General features: G+C 36.3%; 18 protein-coding genes. 15 read left to right on the top strand and 3 right to left on the bottom strand.

The window, feature by feature from the left end:
* The first annotated feature begins 2 nt into the window (after positions 1-2).
* Both paaZ and V0410_RS18645 read left to right on the top strand, forming a co-directional pair.
* Positions 3-2,498, top strand: coding sequence for a phenylacetic acid degradation bifunctional protein PaaZ (gene paaZ / locus V0410_RS18640; protein WP_330745202.1), 2,496 nt, complete (start codon positions 3-5; stop codon positions 2,496-2,498).
* A 220-nt stretch (positions 2,499-2,718) separates the two neighbouring features.
* Positions 2,719-2,880, top strand: a complete 162-nt coding sequence (locus V0410_RS18645) for a bacteriocin-like protein (RefSeq protein ID WP_156118866.1) — start codon at positions 2,719-2,721, stop codon at positions 2,878-2,880.
* A gap of 58 nt (positions 2,881-2,938) precedes the next feature.
* Here V0410_RS18645 and V0410_RS18650 read toward each other — a convergent pair whose 3' ends face one another.
* Positions 2,939-3,616, bottom strand: a complete 678-nt coding sequence (locus tag V0410_RS18650) for a CPBP family intramembrane glutamic endopeptidase (RefSeq protein WP_330745203.1) — start codon at positions 3,614-3,616, stop codon at positions 2,939-2,941.
* A 234-nt stretch (positions 3,617-3,850) separates the two neighbouring features.
* On the opposite strand from V0410_RS18650, the gene V0410_RS18655 reads away from it, so the two are divergent.
* Positions 3,851-4,621 carry a DUF4241 domain-containing protein gene (locus V0410_RS18655; protein WP_330745204.1) on the top strand — a complete coding sequence of 257 codons (771 nt, stop codon included), beginning with the start codon at positions 3,851-3,853 and terminating at the stop codon, positions 4,619-4,621.
* Between the two features lie 2 nt (positions 4,622-4,623).
* Entirely contained in the window at positions 4,624-5,310 is a 687-nt protein-coding gene (locus V0410_RS18660) for an SMUG2 DNA glycosylase family protein (RefSeq protein WP_330745205.1), read from the top strand.
* 81 nt (positions 5,311-5,391) lie between these two features.
* Here V0410_RS18660 and V0410_RS18665 read toward each other — a convergent pair whose 3' ends face one another.
* Both V0410_RS18665 and V0410_RS18670 read right to left on the bottom strand, forming a co-directional pair.
* Positions 5,392-6,213 (bottom strand): T9SS type A sorting domain-containing protein, encoded by an 822-nt coding sequence (locus tag V0410_RS18665; protein ID WP_330745206.1) that lies wholly within the window; start codon positions 6,211-6,213, stop codon positions 5,392-5,394.
* 37 nt (positions 6,214-6,250) lie between these two features.
* Entirely contained in the window at positions 6,251-6,802 is a 552-nt protein-coding gene (locus V0410_RS18670; protein WP_110010685.1) for a phage tail protein, read from the bottom strand.
* Positions 6,803-7,059: 257 nt separating this feature from the next.
* Here V0410_RS18670 and V0410_RS18675 point away from each other — a divergent pair, with 257 nt between their 5' ends.
* From V0410_RS18675 to V0410_RS18725, 11 genes are all read left to right on the top strand, one after another.
* Positions 7,060-7,824 carry an enoyl-CoA hydratase/isomerase family protein gene (locus V0410_RS18675; RefSeq protein WP_330745207.1) on the top strand — a complete coding sequence of 255 codons (765 nt, stop codon included), beginning with the start codon at positions 7,060-7,062 and terminating at the stop codon, positions 7,822-7,824.
* A gap of 415 nt (positions 7,825-8,239) precedes the next feature.
* Complete coding sequence (locus tag V0410_RS18680) at positions 8,240-11,188, top strand: SusC/RagA family TonB-linked outer membrane protein (RefSeq protein WP_330745208.1); 2,949 nt, start codon at positions 8,240-8,242, stop codon at positions 11,186-11,188.
* An 11-nt stretch (positions 11,189-11,199) separates the two neighbouring features.
* The gene (locus tag V0410_RS18685; protein WP_330745209.1) at positions 11,200-12,699 is read left to right on the top strand and encodes a RagB/SusD family nutrient uptake outer membrane protein; all 1,500 of its coding nucleotides are present in this window, start codon (positions 11,200-11,202) and stop codon (positions 12,697-12,699) included.
* A 174-nt stretch (positions 12,700-12,873) separates the two neighbouring features.
* Positions 12,874-13,491, top strand: a complete 618-nt coding sequence (locus tag V0410_RS18690; RefSeq protein ID WP_330745210.1) for a hypothetical protein — start codon at positions 12,874-12,876, stop codon at positions 13,489-13,491.
* Positions 13,491-14,111, top strand: a complete 621-nt coding sequence (locus V0410_RS18695; protein WP_330745211.1) for a hypothetical protein — start codon at positions 13,491-13,493, stop codon at positions 14,109-14,111. The genes V0410_RS18690 and V0410_RS18695 overlap by 1 nt, the downstream gene beginning before the upstream one ends.
* Before the next feature lie 94 nt (positions 14,112-14,205).
* The gene (locus tag V0410_RS18700) at positions 14,206-14,496 is read left to right on the top strand and encodes a winged helix-turn-helix domain-containing protein (protein ID WP_330745212.1); all 291 of its coding nucleotides are present in this window, start codon (positions 14,206-14,208) and stop codon (positions 14,494-14,496) included.
* A 64-nt stretch (positions 14,497-14,560) separates the two neighbouring features.
* A complete protein-coding gene (locus tag V0410_RS18705) occupies positions 14,561-14,851 on the top strand; it encodes a hypothetical protein (RefSeq protein WP_330745213.1) in 291 nt (96 codons plus the stop codon).
* A gap of 32 nt (positions 14,852-14,883) precedes the next feature.
* Positions 14,884-15,186 (top strand): hypothetical protein, encoded by a 303-nt coding sequence (locus V0410_RS18710; protein ID WP_330745214.1) that lies wholly within the window; start codon positions 14,884-14,886, stop codon positions 15,184-15,186.
* A 6-nt stretch (positions 15,187-15,192) separates the two neighbouring features.
* A complete protein-coding gene (locus V0410_RS18715) occupies positions 15,193-15,678 on the top strand; it encodes a Coq4 family protein (protein ID WP_330745215.1) in 486 nt (161 codons plus the stop codon).
* Positions 15,679-15,687: 9 nt separating this feature from the next.
* On the top strand, positions 15,688-15,930 hold the full coding sequence (locus V0410_RS18720) for a hypothetical protein (protein WP_330745216.1): 243 nt from the start codon (positions 15,688-15,690) through the stop codon (positions 15,928-15,930).
* A 114-nt stretch (positions 15,931-16,044) separates the two neighbouring features.
* Positions 16,045-17,415 (top strand): DUF4153 domain-containing protein, encoded by a 1,371-nt coding sequence (locus tag V0410_RS18725; RefSeq protein ID WP_330745217.1) that lies wholly within the window; start codon positions 16,045-16,047, stop codon positions 17,413-17,415.
* Positions 17,416-17,419: the final 4 nt, after the last annotated feature.

Here is a 17,419-nt window from a genome sequence, read left to right on the forward strand (position 1 = left end):
TTATGGAAAAGTTAAAAAACTATATCTACGGACAATGGGTAGAAGGTACCGGAAACGGAATTCCTTTGTACAATGCCGTTACAGGAGAACAGGTAGCTGTTTCCGATACAGAAGGGCTTAATTTTGAACAGGCTCTTGACTACGGAAGAACCGTAGGATATAAAAACCTTTCTTCAATGACTTTCTACGACCGTGGAGAAATGTTGAAAAAAGTAGCACTTTACTTACTGGAAAGAAAGAAAAAATACTACGATTTATCATACAAAACAGGAGCTACCCACGTAGATTCCTGGGTAGATATTGAAGGAGGTTTCGGAACTTTCTTTACTTATTCCGGATTGGCAAAAAGAATGCTACCTAATACTTCATTTTGGGTAGATGGTGACACTCAGAAGATTTCTGCTAACGGAACTTTCTTAGGAACGCATATCTTAACACCAAGTGAAGGTGTTTCTGTACAGATAAATGCTTATAACTTTCCGGTGTGGGGTATGTTGGAAAAATTATCCACTTCCTTGCTGGCAGGTGTCCCTTCTATTGTAAAACCATCTTCTTTCGGATCTTACCTTACCAATGCAGTGTTCCAGGATATGATTGAAAGTGGAGTCTTGCCTGAAGGAGCTGTTCAGTTAGTATGTGGAGAGCCGGGAAATATTTTAGACTATGTTCAGGACGGAGATTCTGTATTGTTTACAGGTTCAGCAACTACAGGAAGAAAATTAAAATCACTTCCTTCTATCGCGGGAAATGCCGTTCGTTTCAACATGGAAGCAGATTCCCTGAACTGTTCAATTCTTGGATTGGAAGCAAAACCGGGAACACCTGAATTCGATCTGTTTATCAAAGAAGTTCGTAACGAAATGACGACAAAAGCAGGACAGAAATGTACTGCAATCAGAAGAATCATCGTTCCTGAGCATTTAATCGGTGATGTTCAGAATGCTTTGTCTAAAGCTTTGGATCAGACAAAAATCGGAAACCCATTAAGCAGAGAAACCAAAATGGGATCTTTGGTGGGAAGGCAGCAGTATGAAGAAGTTTTAAGAAAAGTAAATCTATTAAAATCAGAAACAGAACTTGTCTATGACGGAAAACACGAGCTGGTAGATGCCAATTATGAAAATGGGGCATTTATGAGTCCGAAACTATTCCTGAACGACAAACCTTTTGAAAAAAATATCTCTCACGATGTAGAAGCTTTCGGACCGGTATCTACATTAATGCCGTATAAAGATGCTGAAGAAGCTGCTGCATTGGCCAAAAGAGGAAAAGGAAGTCTGGTAGGATCTATCGTTTCTCATGACGAAAACTTTATCGCCGAAACTTCGTGGAAAATGGCCTCTCAGCACGGAAGAATCTTTGTATTGAACAGAGATAACGCCAAAGAAAGCACAGGTCATGGTTCTCCACTTCCGACACTGATGCACGGAGGTCCTGGTAGAGCGGGAGGAGGTGAAGAAATGGGCGGATTAAGTGGTCTTCATTTCTTCTTACAGAAAACAGCTATTCAGGGATCACCAGATGTTCTGAAAGCAATCACTAAGATTTATCAGCAGGGAGCAGAGAAAAAATTCTCAGACAAACATCCTTTCCAGAAATATTTTGAGGAAGTGGAAGTAGGAGACTCTTTGGAAACAGCAGGAAGAACTGTTACTGATGCCGATATCGTTAATTTCTCCAATGTTTCATGGGACCATTTCTATGCCCATACAGATGCAACAAGTTTAACAGGCACTATTTTCGATAAGACGGTTGCTCACGGATATTTTATCCTTTCAGCAGCAGCGGGATTATTCGTTTCAGGTAAAAAAGGGCCTGTTATTGCCAATTACGGATTAGAAGAATGTAGTTTCTTCAAGCCTGTATATGCCGGAGATACGATCACTGTTTATCTGACAGCAAAAGAGAAAATCAACAGAGGAGTAAAAGGAAGAAATATTCCTTCAGGTGTTGTAAAATGGCTGGTTGAAGTAGTGAACCAAAGAGATGAGGTGGTTTGCGTGGCAACAATTCTGACATTGGTAGCAAAACAATCTCCTTTCATCGATCTGAATGTAAAAAATATTCAGAAAATATTGAATGGATTAACGGAAAGTACTCCTGCGCTTTGGGGAAAAATGTCTCCGCAGCAGATGATTGAGCATTTAGAGCAAGCGGTATTGGTGAGTTTTGGAGAGCCGGAAGCTGAAAAATGTTTCACTCCTGAAGAAAATCTTGAAAAATGGCAGGATTCTCTTTACAATCACAGAGCAATGCCAAAAGAATTTACAGCTCCATTCCTTCCTCAGGATGGCTCACTTCCGGAACCCAAACATAAAAATCTGGAAGCCGCAAAACTGTCATTCATGGATAACCTGAAGAAATTTGTGATCTACTACAAGGAAAACCCGCAGGCAGAGCACATGAATTATGTTTTCGGAAAACTGAATAAAGAAATGTGGGAACTGATGCACAAAAAGCATTTTACCCACCACTTCCAGCAGTTTGGATTGATTTAATTCAGGAAAATATAAATTTGAAATCCCTTTCAGTAATTGAAAGGGATTTTTTAATGGACAATTACCCTTGTCAAAGTTTTAAACCTTGACAAGGATGTTGGTTGGCTGTAATGTATTTTATTTCAGTTAGTTATTTTGTTTTTGTTTGAGAAATTACTAACTTTAATAGGCGAAATCCGAAAAGCATACAGAGTAGGAGAGAACATCAAAACAAATCACTATGAAAAACTTAAAAAAACTTTCAAGACATGAGTTGAGATCTCTTAAAGGTTCCGGGCCAAACTGGTCTTGTGTCCTTAATCCTTGTCCTCCCGGAAGCTGTTGTCTTCCTGGAAGATGGCCTGATATTGCAAGAGCATGTTATATATGTGCTGATTCTTAGATTTTTTTAACTTAAAATAATACACAAAGCTGCTACTCCTCGTGAATTGGCAGCTTTTTTATATTTTTTTCTTAAGCTTAAAATATCCGTACATTAAAATGGGTAACGCGAATATCTGAAACAAAAAAACAAGCAGTGAGGGAATTCCTTCCAGATGATTTGCATTAACTTTTATAAGGAGCTGTTTGCCAAGCGGTCCGTTCGAGAATATCAGAATATTAAACAAATTCCAACCCAGATGAAGACCTATAGGAAGGTACAAAGATTTTGTCTTAGCAAAGGACACTGCGAGCATCCACCCAAAAATAGAGGTCATTACAAAAATAATTACCATTTGAAAAGGATTTCCGAATGCACTATAAGAAAACCAGTGGTAAACTCCGAAGCAGGCAGCAGATAAAATGCAGGCTTTTGTTGTTCCCCATTTTTCAATAGCAAGATATAGCAAAGCCCCTCTGAAAAGTAATTCTTCAAACAATACAGACTTCAGAACCCACCATATACCCATCAATAAAGCGGATAATGTAAGTTGCTTATTCAGAATCCAGCCATTATTGATGAATGCAGTTGTCATGATGTGATAAAGGCTGCAAATGGCAGCGGCCAAAAGAAGACCAATGCTCCAATGAACCAGCCTTGTTGGTGTAGGCTTAAATCCTAAAACAGAAAGATCCTTTTTTGCTATAAAATTAAGGAGAAGCCATGAAATGATAAGCTCAATGATAATTCCGATCATAGGTTAAAAGTTTTTGTTGGGTGAAACTGCTATTTCATTGAAAACGAATTTAATAAAAAAAATAATATGAATTAAAACTTAGGAAAGGGATCATGAAATATGATAATTCAGTTTCTTTTTGATCGATAATTTATTTAAGTGAATGATTAAGTTTTAACATATTCTTAGTTTCAGCTTCTTCTTTCTCTTGTAAAAAAGTACTAATTTTAAAATTCAATCATAAAATAGAGAGCAATGAACGAAAGCTGGATGCAAAAATGGGAAGAAGTAAAAAATATTCTGGTTTGTCCTACAGATCTGGAAACATATTTTATTTCTGATGAAATGATGGGGCTGGAAATGGAGACCATGAAAATTGGAAATGTTTCTCTTCCTTCCGGAAAAGTGGTGGTAAGAGATCCGCTGGTGTCTCTGAATGCCAATCAATCGCCTTATTTTATTCAGGCTCCGAAGGGAAATTTTCCTGTAACTATTGCCGTAGTGAAATCTGAAGACTGGGGTAATAGATATGCTGTAGTAAAAGTTGAATTTACCAAAGAAAAGCCTGTTGTTTATAGAGAGGCCTTAGTTGGAATTGAAGAGTTAGAGGGAGTGACTGCAGACGATTTTTTTGGTTTCGGGGTTGATGCAGGTTTGGGTTGTATTACAGATAAAGAGGTGCTTCCTTTTGTAGACCAATTTGTAGATAAAATAGATGTCAACAATGTTTATGATGATTATTTCGCTGAGCTTTTTTCACAAAGCTATAAAGATTATCCCAACAATCAGAGAAAAGCAGGAGACTGGATCAACTGGACGGTTCCAGGTACCGACTATCAGATTCCGATGTTTGCAAGTGGTTTTGGCGATGGTACTTATCCCGTGTACTTTGCTTATGATACTAATGAGGAAGTTTGTGGTTTATACATTCAATTTATTGATATTGAATTGGCTTTAAGTGAAGAAGATGAAGATGAGGATATTGATGATGATGAGCCTGAAAATTTTATTTTTTCTAAAAACTAAATATGAATACAACTTTTGCAGACCATGTTATTACGTTCAATGAAAACCTGAACTATACAGGGTATCTACCTGAAGGTTTTGATGTTCTGAATCCGTATCTGGAAAATCCTGAAACATTGATGGTAATGCAGAAGTTTTATCATAAATATTATAATGATTCATCTCGGAGAAAATTTATCATTGGAATTAATCCAAGCCGTCATGGAGCTGGAGTAACAGGAGTCCCGTTTACCGATACCAAAAGATTGGAAAGTGTCTGCGGAATCAAAATGGGATCTGCCCATACTCATGAAGTTTCTTCTGTATTTATGTATGACATGATTGATGACTATGGCGGAGCTGATCTTTTCTATAAAGATATTTATATCAATTCTCCATTTCCGCTGGCTATTGTAAGAAAAACAAAAAACGGCTGGCTCAATGCCAACTATTATGATGATAAAGAACTCTTCAATTCAGTCAAAGATTTTATGATCGAATCTTTGAAGAAGCATATCAGCCTTAATCTGGATACCTCAGAAGTTTTTGTTCTGGGTAAAAAGAATGCCGAATTCATTTCAAAATTAAACAAAGAAACCCAACTCTTTGAGACGATGACCGTTCTGGAGCATCCAAGATATATCCAGCAGTATAAATCAAAAGAAAAACAGCTTTATATAGACAAATATATTTTAGCTCTGAAAAAATGACAAAATCCCTTTGTTAAAAGGGATTTGTCATTCATGAATTAGAATCTTTGTGGGATATGGAACTTATAAGATTTCCTGATATTAGTTTTTAATAACTTTGGTAGATTCTGTTGCTGTTTTAATAATATAAACCCCTTTTGGAAGCTCTGAAATATTAACCTCATTATTTCCTTTTTGAGTTTGAATAGTTTTCAGCAATTTACCATCCAGGTTGTAGATTTTAGCTTCACTTGCTTTTTCTGTTGTAATAGAAAGAGGTCCGTTGGTTGGATTAGGATAAACAGTCAGGTCCTTTTTGGTGCTTTTAGCTTCCGAAGTCCCCAGTACCAGATTGCTGTCTTTTACCCAGGTAAAAGCATCGAAGCCTACATATCGGAAGGCTCCGTTTGCTGTGATTTGTAACTCGTCAATCACAATATTTGAGTAATTCTGACCATTTAAGTTGGTAAGATCAATCAAAGTATATCCATTCGTGCTGCCTAAGCTTGTTGCAAATCCGGTTGTTTTTGTTTGGATAAATTTTGTTACGCCACTTAGTTTTCCGGTTACAGTTAGTGTTCCTGCAACATTAAGATCCAGGTTCAATGCAGAAAGATACATCCAGAATCTGTTTACTTTAAACAAATTGGAAGTGGTTTTTATACTGAATGATGGCGGAGATTGAGTATTGTTAGAATTATCAATGTATCTGTTATCATTAGCTGTTCCACTCCAGCCGGTTCCCGGGAAATTCCCCTGAATATCAAAAACACTTACATGTGAAATGATATTAAAGATGACTCCATTATCGGTGAAGCTGGTACTTCCGTGCGATTCCGTTTCAAATTGTTCTGTACTGGTCTGCCCGAATGAAAAAACTGAAATGAGCAGACTACAGATTGCTAAAAAAGTAGTGCTTTTCATGATGTTTGGTTTTAAATGTTAGGTTATGGTGTGGATATTAATCCCTTGGCGGATAAATACCTTCAACACAAATGATATAATTTAAGCCTAGGTAAGGAGGCATATTATTCAACGGTAAGCCTTGCCCTGTATAAGAAATACTTAACGGATTAATAGTTGTATCAGGGTTGGCATCATTCACGAAACTCGGTACTGCATTGAAATCTCTTCCCACTTGCGTTCCTGAAATGGCAATTGTTGAGGTAGCTGTAGGAGTAGATGAATTGGCATTTTTATTCGCTACTTTAAGCTGGAATCCGGCCCCTATGCTTGGGAGATTCGATGATAAAAGAGTATTTTGTGTTGTACCGGATACGATTCCCAAAGGGTAACTTTCGCCGGAGTTTACATTCCCTGCTCCCAAAGCCATACGTCCTTTTAAGTTAGGCAGGGCAAAAGTAGTGATGCCGTCTCCACCGTAAGTTGTTCCTAAAATAGAAAATAAAGCAGAATTTCTTGAGATGCTTATTAAACTTCCATCACAAAACATCCAGCCTCTAGGTGCGAAATTTCCTGCAAATAATTTTACGATTCCAATGTACTCGTCCATGATAATATGTTTTTAGTTTTTAGATTTCTTACTCTTTTTACAGGCTTTTCAGATTCCGCCTTTTGGTTATTATTTCTTAGTTCAAAGGAACAATTAATAAAAGGCAGGTACTAGAGTAGAAAATACCAAATTAAAAACTCCGTATTTCTACGTAATAATGTCTTGAATTTTGCGGATTCGGAAAAGAAAATTTATCCTTTAAGTTTCTCTGAACGAGCTGTATTTCGTATTTTTGTAAGAATCCAATAAAAATAAAAATGAGCGAATTTGTAGCATCAGAAATTAAAAATAATATTGCCGAAATCAGTTTCGGAACACCTAAAAGTAATTCTCTTCCAGGAGCAATTTTGGAAAAACTGGCAGAAACTATCCTTGAAGAGGGGGCAAAAGAAGAAGTGAAAGCTATTTTAGTGAAAAGTGCAGGTGAGAAGGCTTTCTGTGCAGGAGCAAGCTTTGACGAGCTCTTAGCCATTGAGGAACTTGAAGCTTCAACACAATTTTTCGGAGGTTTTGCCAAAGTTTTAAATGCAATGAGAAACTGTGGGAAAATTGTTGTGGTAAGAGTACAGGGAAAAACTACCGGCGGAGGAGTAGGAATTGCCTGCGGGGCAGATTATTGTTTTGCTACTAAAGACTCGGCTCTGGCACTTACAGAAATCAATCTTGGAATCGGACCTTTTGTAATCGGCCCTTATGTTGAAAGAAAAATAGGTAAGTCACAATTCTCCGCAATGGCCATTGATGCAGATTTCAGATCTGCTGAATGGGCTGAGCAACATAATATTTACCATTCTGTTTCAGATACTATTGAAGAAATGGATGAAAAGCTGGAAAAATTTTTACAGACTTTAGCATCCAGAAGCAGTGATGCATTGGCATTAATTAAAAAAGTTTCATGGGAAGGAACAGATCATTTCAATGAATTGATGCCGGCAAGAATTCACATGAGCGCCAGTCTTATTCTTGAAGATTCTGCAAAGAAAAATATTGAGTCTATTAAAGAAAGGTTAAGAGTGAAGTAATTTTTTAATTGTTTTAAAAAAAAGTATTTTATCTAAATATGATCCGGGAAACATTGTTTTTACGGATTTTTTGTGTTCTATCTTAATCTTAGATTCTAATGTTTTTAATAGAAATCTAGCATTTTTCTTTGTGTTTTTTATATTATTCATATATTATTTTATCTAATTGTTTTTCTGTGCTAATAAAATGATAATTTTAGTATAATATTTTTATTGTTTTAACTAATTTTAAATAACTGTTTAATATTTTTAAAACTAAATTAACTCAATTTTAACTTATATTTTTAATTAATATTGATTAATTGATTAAAAGTATAAGTCATTTGTGGTTAATTTATTTAAATATCTTTTTTGTTGCCTTTTTATTAATTTTTGTTACATATATTTGCATTCATACTGTTAAAATATGTTAAATATGAAAATTAAGTTAATATTGAGTGCTGCTGTGCTGTTCTTCGTAGGAGGCCACATGGTAGAAGCCCAAAAGGCTAAGCGTGACACCATACCTCAGGATACTAAGATTGATGAAATTGTGGTGGTTGCCTATGGAAGCCAGAAAAGAGAAACAATGGTTGGCTCCAATACAGAAGTTAAAGCAAAACAATTTGCAGACCGTCCGATAACAAGTATCGGGCAGGCGCTGGACGGTGCCAGTGCCGGTGTTAAGGTAAGTACGGGTACAGGGCAGCCGGGAAGCTCGCCAAGTATTCAGATCCGTGGAATAGGTTCTTACGGAATTACAACAAATCCTTTATACGTAGTAGACGGGACTATATATACCGGTTCTCTTGCTGCTATCAATCCCAATGATATTGCATCTTACAATATTCTGAAAGATGCTGCTTCTACTTCTTTGTATGGTTCCGCAGCTGCTAATGGTGTTGTTTTGATTACCACAAAGTCAGGAAGAAAAGGAAAAGATGCATTCAACTTTAGTATGAGTACCGGAGCGGTAGGAAGATCAATCCCGGAATATGACAGAGTGAACGTTCATCAGTATTATCCTCTCATCTGGGAGTCAATAAGAAATGGTAGAATGACCTCAATACCCGGTACAACTTTAGCTGATGCCAATGCTTATGCTACAGCACAGTTGATTTCCGGAGTTTTAAAAACCAATGTTTTTAATGTTCCCGATAATCAGTTAGTTGTCAATGGTATTTTGAATCCAGATGCTAAACTTAAATATACAGATTTAGACTGGCAGAAACCTTTGATGAATACAGGTTTCAGACAGAATTATGAATTGAATTACAGTGGTGGAAGTAATACTACGACATATTTTTCTTCAGTAGGATATACCAATGAAACAGGATATCTTATCAAGTCAGATTTTGAAAGATTTACAGCAAGATTAAAAGTAGATTCTCAAGTAAAAAGCTGGTTAAAACTAGGAACAAGCATCAGTGGGGTATCTTCCAACGGAAACAATTCTGTTGAAGGTGTGGATAATAATTCTGCTTATATCAACCCATACAGATGGACAAGAACGATGGGGCCAATCTACAGCCCTTATGCTCATGATCCAAATACATTTGCTACACTGTATGATGCTGCAGGGAATATTGTGTATGATGCCGGAAGTGCCAGAGGTGCTGATGCAGCGGCGGGAAGAAATGTAATTCAGGAAACGCTTTTGAATAAAGATCTATCTAAAAACTACTATATTATTTCCAGAGCATATGCTGAGATCAAAGTAGATCCATATCTTACTTTGTCTACCAACGCAGGGTATGATATCAGAAATAACAGAAGAAGTACCTATGGAAATAAGATTATTGGTGATGCGGCTCCCGGAGGTTCAGCAGAAAAATTTAGTTTTACCGAACAAACCTTTACCTGGAATCAGCTCCTGAATTATAAAAGAAAATTTGGAGACCATAATTTTGAATTTCTTTTAGGGCATGAAAACTACAAATTCATGTATGAATACCTTTATGGATATAAAAAAGGTCAGATCGTAGATGATAATGACGAACTGGTTAACTTTGTTACTCCATCAACGCTTACCTCACGTACAGACAATTACAGAAAGGAAGGGGTCTTTTCTAGATTGAATTATGATTATAAATCAAAATATTTACTTTCAGGATCTATCCGCTGGGATGGTTCGTCCAGATTCGCCAAAGATGTAAGGTGGGATTCATTCTGGTCTCTTGGTGCAGGATGGAGACTGAAAGGAGAAGAGTTCTTAAGTAATTCTAATCTTATCAGTGAATTGAAATTAAGAGGATCATATGGTGAAGTAGGAAATGATAGAACAGATAGTTATTATATGTATAAAAGTACTTATACTTTAGGGTACAATAATGCTCAGGAACCTGGGATTTTATTCGGTTTTTTAGCAGATCCATCAATTACCTGGGAGACTAACAAACAAACCGATGTCGGGATTGATTTCGGATTCTTAAACAACAGAATTACAGGGTCGGTAGAATATTATAACAGAGTAACTGAAGATCTGATCTTCCCTGTCCCTCTTCCTGTTTCTGCAGGTGTTCCTGATAATACGATTAGCCGAAATGTTGGGACAATGTACAACCGTGGATTTGAATTCACTGTTAATGCTGATATTATTAAAAACCAAAATTTTACGTGGAATATTAATGCGAATGCATCAACACTAAAAAACCAGATTACAGAACTTTCCAATGGAATAACGGAAATTATTAACGGAACTAAAAAGATTTCTGTAGGACATTCAGTGTACGATTATTGGCTAAGACAGTGGTATGGTGTGGATCCTGCAGATGGTTCTCCTTTATTCCTTGTTGCTGACGCGTATGTAAATACAACAGCTGCTGATATAAGAACAGTGAATGGCCAAAAAGTCACCACTAATTTCAATAAAGCAAAATATGACTATTCTGGCACAGCGATTCCTGACTTGTTCGGAAGTTTTGGAACTACAATTACCTATAAACAATGGTCATTATCTGCAATGTTTACCTATCAGTTAGGTGGAAAAACGTACGATTCCAACTATGCTGCTTTGATGTCTAGTTACTCACAGGGAGGAGCTTTAAGTACCGATATTCTGGATAGATGGACAACTCCGGGACAAATCACAGATATTCCTGCATTGAACTCTTCAACGTATACGAGTTCGAATGCTGGTTCATCAAGATGGTTGATAAGTTCAGATTTTCTTACATTCAGACAAGCTACTTTAAGTTATAGCTTTACTCCTGAAACTTTATCTCAGCTTGGGGTTTCAGGATTAAGAATCCTTATTTCCGGCGAAAACTTATGGAGTAAAACGGCAAGAAAAGGATTAGAACCTGCTCAGGCTTTTAATGGAACAACCACCAATAGATATACTCCGGCGAGAGTAGTGACTATTGGATTTAATGTATCTTTTTAAAAAATTTAATAATGAAAAATATCGTAAAACAATATATAAAATGGGCTGTGGTGCTTTCAGTCCTTACGGGAATGGCTTCATGTCAGAGTGATTATCTTGAGACAGATCCTACCACTGCAGCTTCAGAAGAAGCGGCTTATTCAAGTGCAGCCAATCTTATGGCTATTGTAAATGGTATGCATAGAGATATGTACTACAGACAAAGTGATCAAGGGCAGAATGGCCAGGGCGGAATCATGATTATAATGGATGCTTTAGCAGATGACCTTGTTTTTCCATCTACAGGAAATGGCTGGTATGTCTCAGCTGTAAGATGGCAGGATCAGGTAAATGATAATGCTTCCAATGATCTTTATCCTTACCAGTTTTATTATGCATTGATCAGAAACGCAAATATGGTTATTGCTAATGGTCCTTCAGTTCCTGCACCTACTGCAGCTGATGCATCTACCATTAAAACAGCCATTGGTGAAGCATATGCATTCAGAGCGTTCTGTTATTATATGCTGGTTCAGATTTATGGAAAAAGATATGTTCCGGGTACGAACAATACTCAGCTTGGCGTTCCTATCAGATTGGTAGCTAGTGAAGTGCCTCTGGCAAGAAATACGGTAGAAGAAGTATATACTCAGATCAATAAAGACCTTGACGAGGCTGCAGTCAGACTTGGAAGTACAAGAGCTACGAAATCTCATTTTAACGATAAAGTGATTTTGGGACTCAGAGCGAGAATAGCATTAACGCAAGGGAATTATGCTGTGGCTATAACTGCGGCTCAATCCGCTCGTACAGGATTTCCATTGATGGATAATGCGACTTACACTGCAGGCTTTAATAATTTGGCAGGCAATGGTGAATGGATGTGGGGAGCTACAATCATAGCAGATCAGGGGGATACGTTTTCAAACTTTGGAGCGTATATGTCAAGAAACTTTAATTCTACGAATATTCGTCAGGCTCCAAAAGCGATTAACAGTAAATTATTCCTTTCATTCCCATCTACAGATGTAAGAACTAAGAATTTTGATCCAACAGGAGCGCATACAGCTCTGGCTTTACCTTCAACATATTCTAAATTCCCTTATACAGGTCAGAAATTCCTTGCAGCAAGTCAGGCAGACAGTAGAGTAGATGTTCCTTATATGCGGTCTGCAGAAATGTACCTTATTGAAGCAGAAGCTTTGGCTAGATCTGGAAACGAAGCTGGTTCTAAAGCTGTTTTTGATGTATTTGCAAAAAACAGAAATCCTTCTTATAGTGGTGCTACAACAACAGGAGCAGCTTATATCACTGAAATTCTTAACAGCAGAAGGCTTGAATTTTGGGGTGAAGGTTTCAGATTCTTGGATCTGAAAAGATTAAACCAAGGTTTAGATAGAACAGGAGCTAATCATTCTTCTGTAGTGACCAATAATTTAATGACAGTAGCTAATACAGACTTACGTTGGGAATTCCTGATACCAAGAGCTGAGATCAATGCTAATCCATTAATTGTTCAGAATCCATTATAACACGTACAAATTTTAATATATTATGGAGAACCTGGCTTTGGCTGGGTTCTCTTTTTTTTATTTCTACGTGTTGGCAAAAACGATGAGGTGTCCAGAAAAAATATTTCCAGAATTTTAAATAAAAACTTGGAAGATTGAAAATAAATTATAACTTTGTAATTCAAAGTTCTTTTTATGGATTCAAAAAACTATCACGAAGACTTATCGCATATCCGTTCTATGATGGAGCGGTCCTCCAGATTTATTTCGCTAAGTGGTTTATCCGGAGTTGTTGCGGGCTTAACGGCTATTATCGGTGCTGTATATGTGTACTGCGTTTTTCAGAGGGAAGGAATCAGTTATTTTGATGGAGACAGAAACATTCTTGGGCCTGCCATGGTGAAAGAACTTGTGATGATTGGGATTGCAATTTTGGTTGTAGCTGTCCTTAGTGGTTATATTTTTACCGCCCATAAAAGCAAAAAGAAAGGTTTGAAGATCTGGGATGCCACAACAAAGCGACTTTTGGTTACTTTTGCAGTGCCTTTGGCAGCGGGAGGAATCTTTTGTCTCGCGCTTCTTTATCATCATCTTTTTGTTTTCATTGCTCCGGCAACGCTTATTTTTTATGGATTGGCTCTGGTAGCCGCAGAACGATATACATTAACGGATGTAAAGTATTTAGGATATCTTGAGATTATTTTAGGACTTGTTTCTTTGTTCTTTTTAGGATGGGGATTGCTGTTTTGGGCCATTGGTTTCGGTGTTCTGCATATTGTGTATGGATTGATCATGCATAAGAAGTATAAATAATGGGAATTGGTTTTGTCATATTAATACACCTTTTTGCTATCTCAGTTTTCGGTTTTATCTGTGCTTTTGTAGGTTGTTTATTTACTTATTTTATAAGCGGAAAAGAAAGAAGAAGGAATAAAATGATATTAGCATTTATAGGACCTTTTGTGGCATTTTATACATTCTATATTGTAGGAATTATCAGCTTATCCATTGTGTCAGAAAATAAGAAAGTGGATGTTGGAATAGGTGATGCCTGGTATGTTCCTTTGAAAAATGCTCATCAGCTGTTATTTATTGATTTGCCTGAACAAGCGAGCATTAATACCGAAAATGGGCTGACATTGGTTTCACAAGTGGCCAAAATGGAAGAATTGGGTAATCAGGTTTTTGGAAAAACATTTGACAATCAGTATTTTGTCATTGATTTACAAACAAATGAAGTAAAAACTTTTCAAACAGAGAAAGAATTGAGTGTCTTACATGTAAATAAAAAACTCAATCTGGTAGACGCAACTGAGTTTTATTCAGAAAAGAAAAATGCTATTATGGGCTATTGGCCTTTGTTGATAATGTTGTTATCTCTTATTATCAGTATTGGAGCGGTGTACATATGGAAGTTAATATTAATTTTTTAATTGTAAAGTTGCTTCAGGCTGTATTAATAGAGAAGTAAAGAAAATGAAAGATAGTCAGATTTTGGCTATTTCAGAATAAATAAGATAAAGTAAAATGATCAAAATAAATCAGCTCAATAAAGAATTCGAAAGCCGTGTAAGACTGGGGATAATGTCCGTTCTTATGGTTAACGACTGGGTTGATTTTTCTGAAATGAAAAGCCTGCTCGAAATTACAGACGGAAATCTTGCCAGCCATAGCAATGCGCTGGAAAAAGCAGGCTATATCGAAGTAAAGAAGGAATTTGTTGGGAAGAAACCTAAAACGTCTTATCGTGTTACACAGTGCGGAAGGCAGGCGTTTAATGAGCATTTAGATGCACTTGAAAAATTATTGGGACGATAGTCCTATATTTTTTTGAAAATTAACTTTGAATTACAAAGTACTTTACAAAATTAAATTAAATAAAATGATGACACAAAAACAAAAAACAGTCGCAATTTATGCCCTTCCATTGGTTGTACTCAGTATTCCATTGGTTGGAAATCTAGTGTCTAAAGAAGTAAACTGGTCAGGATCCGATTTTATGATTGCAGGAGCTTTGCTTTTTACAGTCGCTTTTCTCATCAATCTGGTTAGAAATAAAATCAAAAAGCAAAGCCAGAGACTTCTCATCTGCATTTTCATTTTACTGGCTCTAGCACTGCTCTGGACGGAATTGGCAGTAGGCGTTTTCGGAAGTCCTTTTGCTGGAAGCTGATCAACCTTTTTTATTTATTAAACCTTGAAATAATGAAAGATCAAAAAATTATATACTTCGGAAGATTCATATTCGGATTATTCTTTTTAGCCGGAAATACCTGTCTTTTCGGGTACATTCTAACAAAAGAATATTGGTTTGCAGACTCAGGATTTCTACTGATTACCTATGGAACTGTATTCAATATTATTGTCCTATCAATTTTGTTGATATATGCTGCTGCAGACCGGTCTGCAAGTAAAGCCTGTTTACAGTCGGCGGGGTTAATTCTGATCAATATACCCATAGCTATACTTTATACCATAATAGGATGCAATCTTGTTATTTTTAATTAATTCACTATGAAAAAAATACGTGTTCAGTTTCTGCTTTTTGTGTACGATAAAACTCAAAAGCTATACAGAAAATATTTCAAAAAGAAAAAAAGGCAGTGGCAGTTCAATGAAAAACAACTGTTGGAATTTCGGGAAGATTCTTTAGGCCGAAAACTGGGAGAATTTTATAGAAAACACGGTTTTTCGATGATCCCTAAAATGGAAAATCATGATGTTCACCACCTGATTACAGGTTGTGGAACCAACTTTGAAGATGAAATTGCCATGCAGTATCTGCTCCTTGGTAACGGTAAACTCAATGCACATCTACTGGCTGCAATCGTATTAGGAACAATTATCCTGCCGGAGTATGTAAAAATTTATATCAAAGCGTATAAAAAGGGACAAAATATGAGAACCTTTCATCACTGGGATTTTGAAGAATTGCTATGGCAGAATTATGAACATTTGAAAGATTTTATTCAACAGAAAGAAACGGTAGTTCTTCACTAAAAACTAAAGATGATGGGAAAAATAAAATTCAGTCCGTTGGGAAAAAAAACATTTTTAATCTCCTTTTTGCTGGGTACCTCTTTGCTGCTTTTATTTTGGATTACAAAAGCTGAATTTCTCGTGATACTCGGATTTTACTATGTGGTGATTGCGGCTGTAGTGAATCTGTTAATCACTTTATATGAGTTGATGGAATACCTGAGTGATGTTTCCGAAAAGAAATGGAAATTCTGTTCTTCTATTGCTGCTTAATATTCCTATTACTTTTCTCTATCTCACTCTATTCTTAATTTTTGATAATCTCAATACCTGGCCACATTAAATCTTTCAATTCTTTAAATTTTCAATCTTTAAATCATTAACCTCATGAAAACACATCATTATATATTTCTTACAGCCCTTCTCTTTGTCATCGTCTTTTATGATCAGGATGTTGGGCTGAATCTTGGAATTCTTGGAATTGTCTATGCCGTATTAACACTTTTTAAAACACCGGAAAAGAATAAAACAAGAACATTGCATGCACTTTTTGGAACAAGTATCCTGTCCAGTATTGCATTTGCCTGGTTCGGAGATTTTCCATCCTTTATTGCGGTGGTAAGCTCACTGCTTTTGCTGGGATATAAATCGAAGAACAAGAGGTTGAAGATTCTCTTTTTAATTCCGGTTTTTATCGTAAACTGCTGTACTTCATTCTGCCGTTTTTTCAGCTTTGATGAATGGCTGCCTAAGAAGAATATTCCAGGATTATGGCAAAATACATTGGCTTTCTTTTTGATTCCACTAGTGCTGGTTTCCGTTTTCTTTGGAATTTACTCTGCAGGAAGTGATCATTTTGCTGCTCTTTTTACAGATTATGAGCTGGATCTTAATATCTGGCAGGTATTCTGTCTCTCGGTTTTAGGGGTTTTTATCGCTTTTAATTACTGGAACTATGCGGTGGAAAAGCTCATCTACAAAAACAATCATGTCCTGGATAATGAGTTTGGTAAAGATTCCAGAATTCCCAAGGCTACTTATTCTTTTCTTGATCTTGATGCAGAGAGAATAAGCGGAATCATTTCTTTTGCCTTGCTAAATGTTTTACTGGTATTCTTTATTATTACCTATAATTATGAACAGTTTTATGAAGCTGTAAAAACACCTGTTCAGCTTTCAGAAGAAACCCATGAGAGAGTAAACGCCGTTATTATGTCTATTGTCATGGCAATTCTTGTGATTATGTTTTATTTTAAATCAGGATTTAATTTTGATCCAAAAGCAGGTTCACTGAAACTATTAGCCAAAATATGGATTTTCCTTAATGCTGTTCTTGTTATTTCCGCAGCCCTTAAAAACTATGAGTATATTGTTTATTATGCATTTACTTATAAAAGACTAGGTGTATTTGCTTTCCTGCTTTTATCACTGATCGGTCTTGTTCTGACTTATATTAAAATTCAAAAGCAGAAAAGAAATATTTTCCTTGTTAACACTATGATCTGGTATTTTTATGGAACTGTCCTTGTGTGCAGTTACTTCAACTGGGGTGGTTTTATTACTTCCCAGAACATGAAACGAAAGGATTTTGCGGTCAACTATCATGTAACTTCCATCAATTTCAGTGAAAAAGCACTTTTGAAATATGCGGATGAAAAAAATGATCAGAAACTTAAAAAGACCGTACAGGATAAGGTGAAAAACGAAACTTCTAAAACTTTCCTTTCAAAGATTTTGTATTATCAGACCCTAAAATAAAAGG

It is taken from the genome of Chryseobacterium sp. CP-77, assembly GCF_036362765.1.
In the GTDB taxonomy this organism is placed as follows: domain Bacteria; phylum Bacteroidota; class Bacteroidia; order Flavobacteriales; family Weeksellaceae; genus Chryseobacterium; species Chryseobacterium cupriresistens.